The organism is Burkholderia sp. Ac-20345, assembly GCF_017104825.1.
In the GTDB taxonomy this organism is placed as follows: domain Bacteria; phylum Pseudomonadota; class Gammaproteobacteria; order Burkholderiales; family Burkholderiaceae; genus Burkholderia; species Burkholderia lata_B.
The window spans coordinates 49,756-67,179 of the sequence record NZ_JAAGPO010000023.1; the positions used below are offsets into that span (position 1 = coordinate 49,756).

Annotated in this window: 11 protein-coding genes; 7 read left to right on the forward strand and 4 right to left on the reverse strand. The window is 66.2% G+C overall.

Annotation, left to right across the window (positions count from 1 at the left end; genetic code table 11):
- Window positions 1-306 precede the first annotated feature (306 nt).
- The 7 genes from G3O06_RS11530 to G3O06_RS11560 all read left to right on the forward strand — a co-directional run bounded on the left by G3O06_RS11530 (window position 307) and on the right by G3O06_RS11560 (window position 11,904).
- Complete coding sequence (locus G3O06_RS11530; protein ID WP_205816082.1) at window positions 307-1,962, forward strand: AMP-binding protein; 1,656 nt, start codon at window positions 307-309, stop codon at window positions 1,960-1,962.
- The gene (locus G3O06_RS11535; RefSeq protein WP_205816083.1) at window positions 1,959-2,846 is read left to right on the forward strand and encodes a hypothetical protein; all 888 of its coding nucleotides are present in this window, start codon (window positions 1,959-1,961) and stop codon (window positions 2,844-2,846) included. Before G3O06_RS11530 ends, G3O06_RS11535 begins: the two co-directional genes overlap by 4 nt.
- Complete coding sequence (locus tag G3O06_RS11540) at window positions 2,846-3,955, forward strand: 3-oxoacyl-ACP synthase III family protein (RefSeq protein ID WP_205816107.1); 1,110 nt, start codon at window positions 2,846-2,848, stop codon at window positions 3,953-3,955. Before G3O06_RS11535 ends, G3O06_RS11540 begins: the two co-directional genes overlap by 1 nt.
- The gene (locus G3O06_RS11545; protein WP_205816084.1) at window positions 3,952-4,950 is read left to right on the forward strand and encodes a ketoacyl-ACP synthase III; all 999 of its coding nucleotides are present in this window, start codon (window positions 3,952-3,954) and stop codon (window positions 4,948-4,950) included. Before G3O06_RS11540 ends, G3O06_RS11545 begins: the two co-directional genes overlap by 4 nt.
- Before the next feature lie 5 nt (window positions 4,951-4,955).
- Entirely contained in the window at window positions 4,956-5,852 is an 897-nt protein-coding gene (locus tag G3O06_RS11550; RefSeq protein ID WP_205816085.1) for an MBL fold metallo-hydrolase, read from the forward strand.
- Window positions 5,853-5,941: 89 nt separating this feature from the next.
- On the forward strand, window positions 5,942-9,760 hold the full coding sequence (locus G3O06_RS11555) for an AMP-binding protein (protein ID WP_205816086.1): 3,819 nt from the start codon (window positions 5,942-5,944) through the stop codon (window positions 9,758-9,760).
- 11 nt (window positions 9,761-9,771) lie between these two features.
- On the forward strand, window positions 9,772-11,904 hold the full coding sequence (locus tag G3O06_RS11560) for a class I SAM-dependent methyltransferase (protein WP_205816087.1): 2,133 nt from the start codon (window positions 9,772-9,774) through the stop codon (window positions 11,902-11,904).
- A gap of 148 nt (window positions 11,905-12,052) precedes the next feature.
- Here G3O06_RS11560 and G3O06_RS11565 read toward each other — a convergent pair whose 3' ends face one another.
- The 4 genes from G3O06_RS11565 to G3O06_RS11580 all read right to left on the reverse strand — a co-directional run bounded on the left by G3O06_RS11565 (window position 12,053) and on the right by G3O06_RS11580 (window position 17,424).
- Window positions 12,053-13,996, reverse strand: a complete 1,944-nt coding sequence (locus G3O06_RS11565; protein ID WP_205816088.1) for a collagenase — start codon at window positions 13,994-13,996, stop codon at window positions 12,053-12,055.
- Between the two features lie 156 nt (window positions 13,997-14,152).
- Window positions 14,153-15,988 (reverse strand): tetratricopeptide repeat protein, encoded by a 1,836-nt coding sequence (locus G3O06_RS11570; protein WP_346779507.1) that lies wholly within the window; start codon window positions 15,986-15,988, stop codon window positions 14,153-14,155.
- A 123-nt stretch (window positions 15,989-16,111) separates the two neighbouring features.
- Window positions 16,112-16,627, reverse strand: coding sequence for a hypothetical protein (locus G3O06_RS11575; RefSeq protein ID WP_205816090.1), 516 nt, complete (start codon window positions 16,625-16,627; stop codon window positions 16,112-16,114).
- Complete coding sequence (locus tag G3O06_RS11580; RefSeq protein ID WP_205816091.1) at window positions 16,624-17,424, reverse strand: DUF2182 domain-containing protein; 801 nt, start codon at window positions 17,422-17,424, stop codon at window positions 16,624-16,626. The genes G3O06_RS11575 and G3O06_RS11580 overlap by 4 nt, the downstream gene beginning before the upstream one ends.

The window sequence follows — 17,424 nt, forward strand, 5'->3', positions numbered from 1 at the left end:
TACGGCACGCTTTTAAACTCACCCAATATATCGATGAACCCCAAATCCAAAGCAACCCGAATTAAACCGATCGATTATTGATCGTTTTAAAAATAAAATGAGACTGAATAAATCCATAAAAACCGGCAAGCCATCATGTGATTGACCGGGCTCTCCGTGCGTCGCCCGGCGACATGTGCCTGCCGCCCCGACCACGTCTCTTTGGCATCGCGATTCAGGTTGCGCGGGACGGGCCCGATCATAGGGCCCGGCCGGCGCCGCACCGCTATCGCGGACTTCAAACTCACACTCTTGCGAGCGCTGACAATGGACGACTTTTGCCGCGCGAACTTGCCCCCTGCCGAAGATTGGCCGGCGTTTGTCTTTGAGTTGCCGGGGCTGCAGTTTCCGCCGTTTCTCAATTGCGCCGCCGCGCTGCTCGATATCGCAGTCGATGAACGGGGCTGGGGCGATCGCGTTGCGATCAGGACCGAGTCGGGCATCACGTGGTCGTATCGCGAATTGCGCGATGCCGGCAACCGGATCGCCAACATGCTGGTGCGCGATGCGGGCCTGGTGCCCGGCAATCGGGTGCTGTTGCACGGCACCAATCACCCGATGCTGGCCGCCGCGTGGTTCGGCGTGGTCAAGGCCGGCGGTGTGGCCGTCGCGACGATGCCGAAGCTGCGCGCGGGAGAACTGTCGACCGTCATCGGCCGAGCCCGGGTCACGCACGTGATCTGCGAAGCCGGGCTGTCGGCCGAGCTCGACGCGGCGATGGCGCGCATGCAGTGGCGCGGCGACGTTCGGCGCTACGAGACGGACGACATGCATCCGCACGCGCGCTGGCTCGACGGCTATTCAGCGGCATTCGCGGCCGCCGACACGCGTGCGGACGATCCTTGCCTCATCGCGTTCACGTCGGGGACGACCGGGGAACCGAAGGCCACCGTCCATTTTCATCGCGACGTGATGGCGGCCTGCCACTGCTTTCCGCAACACGTGCTCAGGCCCACGGCCGATGACGTCTTCTGCGGGTCGCCGCCGCTTGCGTTTACGTTCGGCCTCGGCGCGCTGTTGCTGTTTCCGATCAGTGTCGGCGCGAGCGTCGTGCTATTGCAGAAAGCGAGCCCGGAACGGCTGCTGGCCGCCGTCGACCGGCATCGGGTCAGCATCCTGTTTACGGCGCCGGCGGCCTATCGGGCCATGCTCGACCATCTCGACAGGCATGACGTGACGTCCCTGCGCAAATGCGTGTCGGCGGGCGAGGCGCTCCCGTCGTGGACGCGCGACGCATGGCAGGCATGCACCGGCCTGCACCTGATCGACGGAATCGGGTCGACCGAGATGCTGCATATCTTCGCGTCCACCGGCGACACCGGCACGAAGGACGGCTCAATCGGCAAGGCGGTGCCCGGTTACCGCCTTGCCATCGTGGACGAGCACGGCCAATGCCTGCCGCCCTACGAAATCGGCTATCTGGCCGTGCAGGGGCCGACCGGGTGCCGCTACCTGAATGACGCGCGGCAACGCGACTACGTCAAGCACGGCTGGAACCTGACGGGCGACAGCGCCTACCTCGATGAGGATGGCTATCTGTTCTATCAGGCACGCGCGGACGACATGATCATCAGCTCCGGCTACACGGTGTCTCCCGGCGAAGTGGAGCAGGCACTGCTGCGCCATCCGGATATCGCCGAGTGCGGCGTCGTCGGACAAATCGACGAATTGGGTGGCACGCTCATCTGCGCGCATGTGGTGCTGCGACCGGGCGTCGGCGGCTCGGACGCGTTGACGACCCAACTGCAGCAGCACGTCAAGAACGTGATCGCACCGTACAAATGTCCGCATCGCGTGACCTATCACGCCGCCAGCTTGCCACGTAACGAATCGGGCAAATTGCGTCGCGCCGTGCTCCGGCAGGCGGGTCATGGCGCGACGCGTCCCCTGAATCAAACCGTCCAGAACGAGCACGCCCTATGAAAATTCTCGGAGCCGCGGTGGCCATTCCGGACCCCGCGACCACCGCGCAATCCTACGCCAACGACTACGCGATCAAGGCAGCCAGGCAGGCGCTGCTGCAAGCCGGTTGCCTGCCGTCGGAACTGGACCTGATCGTCAGCCTGTCGATTTCTCCCAGCCGGATGGCGGACGCGCCGACGATCGCCGGGCCGCGGCTGGCGCACCCGGTACAGCGCGACCTGCGTGCGCGACATGCGGCCGTGTTCGATCTGCTCGACGCCGACTGGACGCTCGCCCTCGATCTCGCGCACAGCCATTGCAAACAGCTCGGCTATCGACGCGCGCTCGTCGTTCGCGCGGAGGCGCTCGCGGACGTCGAACAGGTGGCCACGAGCGGCTTCGCCGACGGCGCGGGAGCGATCGTCCTGACGCCTGCCGGGCAGGACCGCGATCATGCCAGCCGCTACGCGGACCTCGACGCGCCGCCGTTCGCGACGCTCGACGCCCTTCCCGCCCGGCGCGTGAACGGCATCCTGTCGCTGGCCCGCTTCGAGAGCCGGTTCGATCACGCAACCGGCCGATTCGACGCCGAACCGGCCAATGCGGCCACCGCGGTGCGCGCGATGGTCGACGCGGTGCAGAGCCGCATCGACCGGCGCGCCACCTCGCTGTTTTGCGAATCGTGGTTGAGCGGATGGCCATCGATCGCCGTCGGCGTGAGCCGCGATTTCCACGTCGATGTCGTCGCCGGTTCGACGGACATCCCGAACCCGTTCCAGTTGCCGGCGTGGCTCTCGTCCCGCGTCGCACATTCGATGTCGTTGCGTGACGATGAACGTACGGTGGTCGCCATGACGCTGGATCCGTTCAGGCCGCGCATCGCCTGCAGCACGATGGAGATCTGATAGTGCACAACGTCCGAATCGCAAGTCTCGCCTGCCGCCTGCCGGCACGCCAGGTGCCCAACGACGATCCCGTGTTCGCGGGCGTCGAGCCCATTCCGCCGGAATGGTGGCAATTCTGGGGTATCGAATCGCGCTACATGATCGATCCCGATGCCGGCGAATCCGAGCTTGCGCTGGCCGAGCGCACAGCCCGCGACGCACTCGCCCGTGCCGGCGTGGAAGCCGCCGATCTCGATCTGGTGCTGTTCAACATGACGTCGCCGTTCGTCTCGCTCGCCGACGGCCGGCGCCGTTTCGCGCCGCGGCTTGCACGTACGCTGCGCGACCGGCTCGGTGCCACGCGCGCGCTCGACGCCGATGTCGAGATGGAATGCGCGAGCTTCGTGCTGCAACTGCAGATCGCCGCCAACCTCATCAAGCAGGGACGGGTGAAGCGTGCGCTGGTGTGCTCGTCGGAGCGCATGTCGGCCGTGGTCGACTACACCAGCAAATCGTCGACGAACTTCGGCGACGGCGCGGCCGCGGCCGTGCTCGTCGCCGAGCCGGCCGATCCCGACGGTGCCGACTGGCTGGATGCCGCGTATCGCAGCGATGCAACCCACTACGACCTCGTGACGATGCAGTGGCGTAACGCCCGCGCCGCGACGGACGACGGCGCGGCAACCGACGCCGACAACCCGTTCGGCGTGTATTTCACGCTCAAGCCCGAAGCGCAGGAGGCGATCGCCCGCTTCATGCCCGTGGCCATTCCCGATATCGTCGAGCAGTTGTTGCACCGGAGCGGAACGGACATCGCCGATGTCGATGCGATGGTGTTCCATCAGCCGTCTGCCCTGCTCGTGCGCGCATGGGCCCAGCGGCTCGGGCTCAAGCCCGACCAATACGTGATTCGCGTGGCCGATTGTGCGTGCCTCGTGTCGGCCGCCGTGCCGTTTGCACTGTACGAGTCGATCCGCGAAGGCGTGATCCGGCCGGGATCGTTGGTCGTGCTTGCCGGCGCAGGCGCAGGCTGGGGCTTCGGCGCGCAGTTGTGGCGCTGGGGCGAAACCGTCGTGACCGATGCGGGCGATGCCGTCGACGCCGTGACAGAGCAGGAGGTGCAGGCATGACCGCCAGACTCGTCATCGCCGGGATGGGCCACGCGCTGCCGGACCGGATCGTCAGCAACGACGAAGTCGCCGGCATGATCGACACCAGCGACGCGTTCATTCGCGAACGAACCGGCGTCGTGGCACGACGCTATCTCGCGCCCGATCAGCATCTGGCGGATCTCGCGTGCCCGGCCGCGGAACGGGCGATGGCCGACGCCGGCGTCACGGCGCACGACGTCGACCTGCTGATCGTCAATACGCTGTCGCCGGATCATCACGATCCGTCGCAGGCCTGCTACATCCAGCCTCGGCTGGGATTGCGGGAGATTCCGTGCTTCGATATCCGCGCGCAATGCAGCGGCGGCCTCTACGGGATCGAGATCGCGCGCCATTTCCTCGCGAGTGGCCTGTACCGCAACGTGCTGCTGATCTGCGCCGAGGCGCTGTCGCGGCGAATCGACACCAGCAATGCCGGCCGCAATCTGTCGATCCTGCTGAGCGACGGCGCCGCCGCGATGCTGCTGCAAGCGACGGACCACCCGGCGCACGGGCTGATCGACCTGACGCTCGGCGCCGACGGCACCCAGTTCGACCTGCTCAGCACCGAAGCGCCCGGCGCGCGACGCCCACGCTTCATCGACGCAGACGACCTCGCGGTCGGCCGGCACCATTTCCGGATGAAAGGCGGGCCGATGTTCGAAGACGCCACGCGGCGCATCGTCGACGCGTGCCGGCAGATGCTCGACAAGCACCGGCTGACGCTGTCGGATATCGGTCTGGTCGTACCGCACCAGCCGAACCTGCGCATCCTCGACGCGGTCATCGGGCAACTCGGGCTGCCCCGCGAGCGGTGCATGATTTCCGTCGATCAGCTCGGCAACATGGCCAGTGCGGCGTTTCCGGTTGCGCTCTCCCTCGCGCGCGAGCAAGGCCGCATGCCGAGCGGGCAGCTCAACCTCCTCGTGACCTACGGCGCGGGCGCGACATGGGCCTGTGCGCTCTATCGGAGCTGAACGACATGCTGATCGCTACCCCGGGGTGGATCGAGCCGCGGCTGGCCCTCGTCGGCACGGCTGACGTGCCGCTGTACGTGATCGTCAACGACGAGGCAGCGACGCTGATCGAAGGCGGCCTGAGCGGCATGACGGAGCTCGTATGGCAGCAGCTTCACGCGCTGCTGCGCGATTTCGGCGGCATCCGGCATTTGCGCTACTGGCTGATCACCCACTCGCACTATGACCATTGCAGCCTGCTGATGACGCTCAAGTCGCGCATGCCGTGGCTCCATGTATCCGGCTCTCCCGACGCGTTCGATGCGTTCCAGAGCCCGTCGGCGTGCCGGACCATTCGTCAGCTCGACACGCACGCGTCACGGTCGTGGCAGCCCGCCGCCGGCGTCGATTTCACCGAGTTGGCCGACCTGCCGTTCTACCCGGTCAATCCGGGCACGCAGCTCGACATCGGCGCCGGGATGCAGATTCGCGCGATCGCACTGCCGGGCCACAGCCGTTGCCAGTTCGGCTACTACTGCCCGCAGCTGGACATCGCTTTCGTGTCGGATGCGCTCGGCGAGTTTCACGGCGCCACCAGCTGGCTGCCGCTGGTCTTTCAGGACCTGTTCGCCTATCGGCACTCGCTGCACGTCATCGAGCAACTGCAGCCGCCGCGGCTCGCACTGGGACACCACGGCATCCTCACCGGCGAGCTCGCCCGATCGGCCGTTCGGCACGCACGCGCAGCCCTCGATGCGCGCGAGGCCGACGCGCGCGCGGTGCGCGGCAACGCCGCCGCCACGCACGAGCTGGCCCACCACTGGACGGCACGTTATGCGGCAAGGAGCGAACGGGTGGTGCCGCATTTCCTGCATCTCAAAAGCATGATGCACATGATCGATCTGTTCCATCGCGCCGAATAGCCTCCTTCGGATTCCCGCCGCAGCAACGCATCGGCGCCGCCCGGCGTCAGGCCGCTGCTCGCTGTTTTCATTCCTCTTCCGACGACATCATGACCACTGCGATTTTGCCGACCACGCTTAGCGAATTGCTTCAGAACCGGGCCGCCACACTCGGCGACAAGACCGCCTACGTGTTCCTGAGCGGCCCGCCCGAACAGGAACAGCCCGAATCGATGACGTTCGCGGAACTCGACGTACGCGCTCGCCGGGTCGCCGCGCTGCTGCGGCAGAACGCGATCGACATCGGCGACCGGGTCCTGCTGCTGTGCCGGCCGGGGCTCGACTATGTCAGCGCGTTCATGGGGTGCTTGTATGCGGGCGCCATCGCCGTTCCCGCCTACCCGCCGCGCAACCGGCAGCATATGGTGCGGATCGCCGGCATCGTCGAGAACGCAGGCGCGAACACGATTCTGTGCTCGGCCGAGGACCATGCGCGCTGCGCGACCTGGCTCGCCGATACCGACGCATCCGGCAGCACGCTGCTCGACGTCGGGGGCGCGCAGGTGCTGGATCCCGTGCATTCGCCCGTCAGCGTGCAGCCTTCCGAGATCGCCTTTCTGCAATACACGTCGGGAACCACCGGTAGCCCCAAGGGCGTGATGGTGTCGCACGGCAACCTGATGCACAACCTGGGGCTGATGCGCGAATGGCTCGCCTATGACGAGCAGAGCACGATCGTCAGCTGGCTGCCGCCCTACCACGACATGGGCCTGATCAGCGTGATCCTGACGTCGCTCTACGGCGGCTTCCGGAGCGTGCTGATGGCCCCGGAACGCTTCATCCAGCATCCGTACCTGTGGTTGCGTGCAATCAGCCAGTACCGTGCGGATCTGACGGGCGCGCCGGATTTCGCGTACCGGATGTGCTGCCGGCGGATCTCCGACGAACAGCTGGCGACGCTCGACCTGTCGTGCCTGCGGGTCGCCTATAACGGCGCCGAGTCCGTCCGCGCCAGCACCCTGACCGATTTTGCGCAGCGCTTCGCCGCCGCGGGTTTCGCCGCCGACGGCTTTCTGCCGTGCTACGGGCTGGCGGAGGGAACGCTGTACGTCGCCGGCCGCACGGAGCGGCATCCGATCCGGACGCTATGCGTCGACCAGGCGGCCCTCCAGCGGCAATCCGTGGTGCTGCGCGGCGAATGCGTGGGCGTGTCGCAGCAGCCGCTGGATCGCCCGGGCGAACGGGTTCTGGTCAGCGTGGGTCGCACCGACGGCGAACAACACGTGATCGTGCGCGACCTGGAGACGAACGAGCGTTGCGCCGACCGGACCATCGGCGAAATCTGCGTTGCCGGCCCGAGCGTCGCCGCCGGCTACTGGCGTCTGGACGAGCAGACGCATTCGACCTTCCGGCACAGCCTGGCGGGCCATCGGGATCAGGTGTTCATGCGTACCGGCGATCTCGGCTTCATTCTGGATGACGAACTTTACGTCACCGGCCGGCTCAAGGACATGGTGATCCTGGCCGGCCGCAACTACTACTCGGAAGATATCGAGTACGCGCTGATCGTCGGCGTGCCGGAACTCGTGCCGAACGGTTGCGCGGCCTTCATGGACGACCAGGTCGACGCGGAGCGCCTGATCGTCGTCGCGGAAGTCGAGCGCACGCAGCGCAAGGGCAATCTCGACAGCTTCATCGACGCGATTCGCCAGGCGATCTGGAACCGCCTCGACATCGGCCCGAGCGCGATCGTGCTGGTGTCGCCCGGCAGCGTGCCGAAAACGTCGAGCGGCAAGGTGCGCCGCAGCATGTGTCGCACGCAGCTGCACGACGGCGCGCTGACGATCCTCGCACAGTGGGACGTCGAGGACGACGTCCATGCGCCCGCGCCCGAGCGCCGGCAGCCCGCGCACCCGGCAGCCGTGGTCGACAAGCCTGCGGCCAACGATCGCCGGCGCGATGACAGCGCCACCGTCGACGAACTGAACGACTGGCTCAGGCACTACGCCCGCACGCGGATCGATTCCCGAACCATCGACGAGCGTCGCACTATTCCGCCGCACATCGTGCTCGATTTCGGGAACCGGGGCCTGCTCGGCATGCCGATCGACCGTTCGCATGGCGGCCTCGGCCTCGGCCAGCGCGACATGTCGCGCGTGCTGGCGCAGTTGGCCGCGATCGATTCGACCCTGGCTTTCTTCGTCACCCTGAACAACACGCTCGGGATCCTGCCGATCATGCACCATGCGCAGCCGGCATTGCGCGAGGAATTGCTGCCGAGCCTCGCGAGCGGCCGGATGCTCGCCGCGTTCGCAATCACGGAGCCCGCCGCGGGTTCGCATGTGCGCGCGATTGCCTCTCGCGCCCAGCGCATCGATTCCGGCGACTGGCTGGTCACAGGGAACAAGCGCTGGAGCGGCTCATCCGCATGGGCGGGGATCATCAACGTGTTCGCGAAGCGGGCCGACGGCACCGGCATGGTCGGACTGGCGGTGCGCCCCGGCACGCCGGGCGTGCGGATCGGCGCCGAGGAACTGACGATGGGCGTGCGCGGCATGATCCAGAATTCGCTGCATCTGGATCAGGCACGAATCAGCGACGCATACCGGCTCGGCGACATCGGGCAAGGGATGGCCGTCGCACAGCACGCAATGAACATTGCGCGCCTTGGCATCGCTGCCGTCTGCGTGGGCGGCATGAAACGCTGTGCGCAGCTGATGCATCGCTACGGCGCGCGGCGCCAGGTCGGCACCGGCCTCCTGCTGGACAACCCGCTGAGCCGCCTGCGCCTGGGCGAGCTGCGGGACCGCATCGACGGGCTCAACGCGTTGGTCGAGCACCTGGCCACCGAACTGGACCTCGGCGTCGCGCTGCCTGAAGACTGCCTCCTGATTTCGAAGATTCTCGGCTCCGAGCTGCTGTCGCAATCCGCTGACGAGATGATGCAGTTCCTGGGCGGCCGGGGGTATATCGAGACCAACCTGGCGCCGCAGATCTTCCGGGACGCGCGCCTGACCCGCATCTTCGAGGGGCCGACCGAAACGCTGCTGGTTCACCTGGGCAGCCGCCTGCTCAACGGGAGCGACGATTTGCTGCGCTATCTGGAGAGTGCGCTGGGCGCCGGTGCGCTGGCCAGGGAGCTGCGCGAGCTGGGTGCACAGCTGGCGCAGGACGGGCTCGCCAATGCGTCGAAACTCGACGGCACCGCGCACGCCGCCGTCTGGGTCAATTATTGGCTCGGCACGATCGCGCAATGGGGATTGCTGCTGGCGGTGATCGAACGCGCGGCTGCGCAGCAGCGCATCGGCGACGGCACGCTGCGCTGGGCGCAGCGCCAGTACGAACTCGCGATCGAGGCGGCGCAACGGCAGGTCGGCCTGCGATCTGCGTTGCCCACGACAGCGGAATTGAACGACTGGGCAGCGCGCACCGGGTTCGAGATCGGCTCGATCGAGCAGACGATCCCGGGCGCAAGCCAACTCGTCGATCCGCTGCTGGACGCCGATGCCGGCACGCATTCGGTCTTCCGCGTGCCCGACGCGCCAGCCGGCGAAGACGCCGGTTCCGCCGCAACCCCGGTCGTGAACGAACCGGCAAGCCTGCTCGATCGCCAGCAGGTGCATGCCGTCGAACAATGGCTCATCGCGTGGCTGGGCGAGCGCCTCAAGCACCGCAAGCTTCGATTGACGCGCGAGTCGACGTTCGCCGCAATCGGCTTCGACTCGATCCTCGCCGTCGAAATGACGATCGTATTGAGCGAGACCTTCAGCGTAACCGTCGATCCGTCCGCGGTCTGGGACTACCCGTCCATTCGTGCGCTGGCCGCCCATCTCGCGCCCCGGACTCACGGCGCCGCGCCGGCGGTTGCCGTCGCGCACGCCGATCCGGATGCATCTTCACCCATTGCAGCCCAACCTTCGACCCTGTGAGACCGTCCAACATGCATGCCCGATTCGACCTTGGTGATTCCACCGCCGCACTGGCCCGGCAGCTCGAACACTATCTCGGCGCCTATCCCGACGAAACACGCACCTTGCTCGGCCTGTCGGCCGGCACCACGATCGGCGTCGAGGTGCTCGACATGGAGCTGCCGGTCAAGCTCGAGCAACACACGCATGCGGCCACGCTGCGCATCGGCCGGCACGACGCTCAGCGCGTGATGGCCTATACGCGCAGTTGCAACTGGGCGAACGGCATCGTGCTGGTGCCGACGCTGGCGCGCCTGGTGTTTGCCGGCGCGTTCCGCGGCCTGCGGGCCGGAGCGCCCCGCGCGATGCGCGCGTTCGCCGCGTCCCGCCAGCCCGACCCGACCCGTAACCTGGGGATTCTGTGGGGCGCCCTCAACCTGTTGAGCCTGGCCGGCTGGCTGACCCTCGATCGCGGCGACGAAGACGCCGAATATGCGCTCACCCCGGCCGGCGAATATGTCGTCGCGTGCGTCGAGCGCACCCGGCCGCTGTTCGAGCAACTGGCGAATGCCACGTCGGTGCTCCAGCATCTGCACGCCCTGTGTCATCGAACGCGCATCGCGGCCGACGAAAGCGTGCTGTATGCGCAGCTCGCGCGGATCTGCGTAGCGGGTTGGCCGGAGCTTCCACTCCCCGCGACCGATCTGGAGCGCCAGGCGAATGGGCAGTTGCGCACCGCGATGGACGGCCTGCTGCTCGGCCCGACCTGGGTCGCGCTCGACATGCCGGTGTTCGACAGGCAGCCGGATGGCCAGTACTCGCAATCGGCGCCCGGCATCCTCGGCAAGCTCGACGGTGAGCCCGACGGAGTCGTCGTCGGCGCCTGGACGCAGGCCGATCCTGTCGTACTGCACGCGGCATGGGCGCTGATGTGCAAGTTCGGCATGGCCGAAATCGATCGGGAAAAGGTGCGCCTCACCGAGTCGGGCCGGATTCACCGGCCGATCGCCGCCCCTTACGCTGGGTTGCCCGCGTCCTATCTGCGTTCGTATGCGTTGCTCGACGAACTCCTGTTCGGCAACCCCGATCCGCTCGATATCGATAGCGACGGCCACATCGATCGCGTGATGAACGTGTATGCATCGAGCGGCGCCGGGTCAGGGCCGGCGTCGCAGGAAATCACGACAAAAATCCTGCGCGCGTTGTTCGACGACACGCCGCTGGACCGCCAGCCGGCCGGCATCGCCGACATGGGCTGCGGCGACGGCAGCGCGCTGAAGCGCCTGGCGGAATACGTCATTACGTCGACGCGGCGCGGCCGGCACCTCGCGGACTATCCGCTGCTGGTGATCGGCGCGGACTACAACGAATCCGCACGCGGCCGCGCAGCCGCCACGCTGTCTGCGCTGCGGGACGTCGCCGGCGTGCAGGTCCGCGTGATCGCCGCCGACATTTCGCAGCCCGACCGCTACGACGAAGCCGTGGCCGAAAGCGGCCTGACCGTCACGCAGCCGGACGGCAGCGTGCGCCCGGCGCGGCTGAGCGACTTGTTGCATACCTTCATGTTCCTGGTCCACAACCGCCGGTTGGGCATCCGCCGCACGGACGCCGCCGAAGCGATCCTCGAGCGCCATCTCCGCACCGTCGATCGGGCACGCCTGCGCGCGGTTGTCGATCAGCACTATGCGGGCGTCCTGACGGTATCGGATCAGGCCGAGCTGCCGATTGCGCTCGACCAGATCAAGCGCGCGTTCAAGGTGGCGTATAGCGATGCGGAAGGCCTCGTTCCCGGTTACGTGGCCGCGGCGGATCTCATCGATTTCCTGACGCGCTGGAAGCGCCACGCGAAGCATGGCTTTCTCATCGTGGAAGGGCATAGCCCGTGGGCGGAGAATCTTTGCGCACGTGCGCCGGGCGGGCCGGACACGTGGTTGCGCACCGAGCAGCTTCCGTCGGTGTTCAACTGGGGCATGCATTTCGTGTCGCGTCAATTCATGGCGCCGTTCAACGAATTCACGCTCGCGTTGACCCTGGCCGGCCTGCGCCCCGACAGCCCGATTTATGGGCGGATTCATCCGGAGGGGTTCCCGGCGCCGGATCTGCTGAGCGACTATCGCTTCTTCAGTATCGCGAACTATGTTGCCGATACCGGCACGGATCGCTAGCGCGGTGGCGTCGCGTCATGTCGACGCGACGCGGCCCTCGAACTTCCGTTCGAGGGCCGCTTCCTGCTCCCTGCTCCCTGCTTCCTGCCCTGATGCGTCGGGCGCCACGGTGGCCGGCGTCCGATCACGCGGCGCCGGCCCGTGCCGGTCAGCGCTTCGCCGGCACCGGCGGCTCGCCCGCCGTCGTCGCGTTGCGCGCCCAGTCGGCGAACTCGGTGTCGTAGCGATTGCCGATGTACGCGACATAGTTTGCGTAGCCGTCGTAGTCGCCTACCCGGAAGCGCGACACGATCGTGTCGACGTCCGCGCGATGGCGCTCGAACATGAAGCGCGTCGCCATGTAGCCCCACCGGTACGCGCGCGCGACATAGTCACTCGACGAGTAACGCGTGCCGAGCACGTCCGAGAACCGGTACGCGCTCGTGCGCACCGCGTCGATCGACTCCTGGTTGTCGTTCTTTCTCGACAGATACTCGGCGACGCCTTCGATCCACCACACGGTCGGCTTCGCGGTGCTCACCGAGAAGTCGCCCGCCATGTCGTAGCGGCCGTCGAGATAGTGCGTGAACTCGTGCTCGAGGTTCCACACCTTGAACTCGGGCCGCAGCCACGATGCCTCGTGCGCGATGAAGCGCGCCTGGTTGCCGGGTGCGGACGGATCGCCCTCGAGATACATGCCGCCGTTGTCGGTGCTGATGCCGTAGATCACCGACGCGTATTTTCGATAGTTCGTGTAGTCATCGAAAATGACGAGTTCGATCGTGTCGTTGCGATCGCCCGTGACCGGCTTGCGCCCGGTCTTCATCATCCGGTGGAAGTAGTCGTCCTGCCGCGCGACCGCCGTGCAGACCGACTGCAGCTGCGGCATCGTCATGTCCTGCGCGAGAATGCGCACGCCCGCGTTGCAAGCGTAGCGATTCGACAGCACCGTGTCGCCCAGCCGCTTCTTGTAGTCGCAGGTGCCGTAGTCCGCGCAGCTGCCCGGATCGCCGTAGTCGACCGCTTCCGCCGCCGCGAGCCAGAGATCGCTGTCTGCGCCCGTCATGCTCGTCGACGCGAGCATGTCCTGGATCATTTTCTTCACGCGCGGCTTCTGCGTCGGATAGCGGAGGAAGCGGAACGTTTCGCGCGCCGCGTCGGCCAGCTGATAGGCGGCACTCGTGTTCGACAGGCTCGCGCGGTTCGCGGTGACGAAGCGGTTGAGCGTCTCCGGGAGCGTCGCGTCGCTGTCGAGCATCGGCTGCGCGCCGCTGCGCTGGTGCGCGTAGAAGAACACCGTGAGCAAGCCGGTGAAGCCGCCCGCCGCACTGCGCTGCAGCAGCGGCGCCGCCGCCTGCGGATTCGCCGCGCTCACGGTGTAGGACGCGATGCGGTTCTTCAGCGTCGGCAGGTAGTACGCTTCGTCCCGCATGTTCGTGATGAGCTTCATCAGCTCGTTCGCGGTGCTCGGCGCGCGTGAATTGTCGCGATAGAGCGCATCGCCCTCCAGGCTTTGCTTGATATACGGGCGCAGCGACACCGCGAGATTCGGAATCGGGTTCGCAATGCCCGATACATCATATTGGTAGTAAGCGGCACGCAGATAAATCAGCAAATTGACCAGGATCAAATTGCCCGCATCATATTTATAGATTTCCTGCACGAAACGACCCGCGACAGCGTGCACGTTTTCGGCATTGAAGATCTGTGTGGCCTGCGCTTTATCGACCGAGAACAGGCCGTAATGGCATTCGTAATCGGGAAGATTCGCAATGTAATCGGCGAGTGCCGCGCCGCGGTACTGGGTCATCACCGACATGTCGCGGCAATCGGCGCCCGGCGTGCTGCGCTTGCTGCGCGTGGCCGGCTGCTTGAGCTGCGAAGGCTTGGTCAGCGCCGCGCGATCCTGCTCGCTGAGCGGCAGGTTGTACTGCGCCTGCTCGGGCGACACGGGCAGATTCTGCGGCACGCGAGGCATGCGCGCCTGCTTGGGTTGCGTCGGCTGCGCCGGCTCGGTATTGGCCGACGCGGTGCCGGCCAGTCCGGCGAATACCGACCACGTGACGATGGCCGACCAGCGGCGGCTCTTTTGAAGCACCTCGTTTATTGCCACTTTATTTTCTCTCGATTGTTTTTGGGCAATCAAGATATAACATTACATATTGAAACGTCAATTTAATAGATATGAAAGAATGCGGCGCTGATTAGTTTAACTATTTGACGATTAAAATCGATTTACGAAATAATTCAACCCACCGACACGGCCTGCCTACATCCGGTCGAGCGACAACGCGCATGCCTCACTGCCCGGCGGACAGTATTCGGCGAGCCGCTTCCGTGCGCTGTCGTAGTCCCTCCGCTGGTCGGGCGTCAGGTTCTCGATCCCCTTGCGTTCATACGCCTGCGTCAGCCCGAAATACGCCCAGCCGTTGCCTTTGAAATTCATGTACAGGTTGCGATTCGGGTCGTCGCCGCCGAGCGACGCGTGGAGCGTGTCGATCGCGTTGTCGTATCGGCCGAGGTCGATCAGCAGTGCGGCGAGGGTCTGCCTGACCGGTACCATCCAGTAAGGCGGCTCGTCGTAGTCCATCGCGTCCTGTAGCCTGACCGAGTGTTCGAGCACGCGCACGCCACCTCGCGCGTCGCCGTTCATCTGGTCGATTCGCGCGCGCGCGACCGCTTGCATGATCTGCGCGGCCTGGTGCCCCATCACTTCGTCGCGCCGCTCGTTCCTGAACGCGATCACATCCTCCTCGAGTTTCAGATACGCGCCGCGTGCGCGCTGGACATCGCGTTTGCGGACGTAGGCAAGCGCCTGCGCGTAGTCCCACGAGATGCGCGCGAAGCGCCAATCCTTTGCCGCCCCGCCCGGCGGCGGCTGCTGGATGATCTCGTCAGGCGCCTTGAAATACGGCAGCGCCTGGTAATAGACGCCGCGATAGCGGTCGGTCCGGAACGTCACGCCCTCGCCTTCCGAACGCCGCAGCCGATCGGCGGCCCAGCTCATGTCCTCGACGTTGCCGGTCATGATCGCCGACGCCAGCGCGAAATGGATGTTGTGCCGGTAGTAGCCCCAGCGATAGCGGTCGCCGTCCGGGTGATCGATGCCGCCCGGGCGCCCCGCATCGACCTTGCTGAAATAAGCCTCGTCGCTCGCCGTGGCGTTCCGGTTCGCTTCGAACGATTTCAGGTGGTCGCCAGTGCGGTAGTAGATGTGCGACGGCATATGGACCAGATGGCCCGCGCCGGGCGCGAGCGCCGGCAACTTGTTCGCAAAGGGCGTCACGGCATCCGGCTCCGTCGACCCTTCGCGAATATGGATGTACCAATGGACGAGCGCCATGTGATCGGCGTGATCCTTCAGCCCGTCCTCGACCGCATCGACCGCCGGCGGAATCTCCCGGTAGGCCGCGTTCCCCTGACGATCCCAGTATTCCCACGGCTTGAGGTTCATCACCGCATCCGCATACTGGGTCTGGATGTCAGGATCGTCCGGGTAGCGGCGGGCCAGCGCGGTCATCGCATCGGCATAGTCCTTGTTGCGCCGGGCCTGGCGTTCGAGCTTGCCGGGAATCCGCCGATGCGCTTCATAGCGCGGCAGCACCGCCTCGACCAGCGCGCGCTCCTTCGGATCCGCATCGCGGATACGCAGCGCGTCGTTGAGCATCTGCTGCGCGATCCGGCGATCCTGTTCCGGCTGATCGAGCTGATTGATGTTCACGCCCAGCGACATCGCGATCCCCCACCGGCACATCACGCAGTCGGGGTCTCGCTTGAGCGCGGCCTTGAACGCGCGGTACGATTCGCGAAAATTGAACGCGCAGTAGAAACGCAGCCCTTGATCGAACAAGGCCTGCGTCTCCGGGTTGGCCGTCTTGATCTTTTTCGTCAGCGTCCCGATGTCGAAATCGGTCGGCGGCTCGGGATCGTTGGCCGCGATTTCCGCCAGCGAGATCGACGCCTTGCTGCCGGGCAGCGTGCTCATCATGTGCTCGCTCACCATGCCGTGCATGTCGTGCACCGCTGTGCCATGCGTGTCGCCGCCGGACGCCGACATCGCGCCAGACGCGCCCAGCGCGGCCGCCAGGCCGATCGCCGCGGACACGCAGGCTTGCCTCAACCCGTTTCGACACTTGCCCCCGCAGGAACGCGAGCGATTGCCGGTTGCGCCCATTGCATGCTCTCCCCGTATGCGATGCACGCGCGCTGCATGTTCAGCACGCCGCTTTCACGTGTTGATACGTTCGACGCAGATGCTGACTCGACCGATGTGAATCCCGACGCCGCCGGGAAGCGTGTGCCGGGACTGGATCGACACGCAGAGGCGCGCTGCCGCCGGCACGGCCGCGTGCTGCAGTCGCGCGGCGTGCGATGTGATGTCGAGGGAGTAGAACAGCCCCTCGCCCGCATCGCCCATGCTTGCCAGCCGGAGTCCGAACAAACCGACGCTGGCCAGATAAGTGTCATGGGGATGGCTGGCCTGGGTGGCACCCGGGGTCCGCAGAAACACCTGCAACACGGCCGCATCGTGCGTACCGCGGACCTGCTCCAGCTCCAGGTAGAAACGGAACACGGATGCGTCGCCCGCGTGGACGGCTTGTTCGGACGCCAGCGCGACGATGGCCGCGTGGTCGATGCGCAGCCGGACCTCCACGCCATCGCCTTCCACGAGGATGGGGGCGTCGCTCGATGCAATCACACGCAGCGAGCGACGCGGGCCTGTCACGTTGGTTGGGTCAGTCATACGAGTTCATGTTTCCGAGCCTGACGTTCAGCACTGTGCCCCGTTTGACGCAGCATGCGCAACCTGGCATGCGCGATTTCGCGGCGCAGCCAGAGGCCGGCCGTGCGCGCCCCCCTGAGCCGCCATGCGGGCGCCGTCGGGGGGTCCAGCCGCTCGCAAAACGCCAGCGCCGAAACGGCGACCATCGCCGCCAGTTGCCATCCGGGCAGCAGCACCATCGCCAGCATCAGCGCCCAGCACGTGCCGATGCACCACCACCCGTGCCGCAGCCCGAGCCGAAGGGCATCGACATCGGCCTTCCGTCCGAACGGCGACAACGGACGGTGCGCATGACAGCGATTGAGGCACCGCTGCTTGAACGGCGAGACCTGCCAGACGCACGCGACGAACGCGGCCAGCGCGGCCGGAACGTACGAATTCGCCGTCGCGTCTCTCACGGCCGTTCCCAGCGCCGTCATCGCCAGGCCCGGTATCACCCACGCGGCCATGAAGCCCAGCACGAACAGTGCAACGGCACGCCAGCGTCGGTTGGCAAAGGTGCTGACACGAATGTGCACGATGGCGGGCAGCGTCATCGGGCCCATCATGGCCACGATCATCAACAGCCAACCGCGGCTGGTCGACAGAATCCAGCCTGCGGCCGGCCCGATGACGGGTTGCGTCGAACTGCACAACGCATCCTCAAGCCCCTCGTGGCCCAACCCGAGCGACGACGCGCCGATCGCGATCCAGGCAGCCGCGCTTGCGCCAAGCACGCCGAACCGCACGCGGGCAAGCTCACGCCGATTGAGGATCAT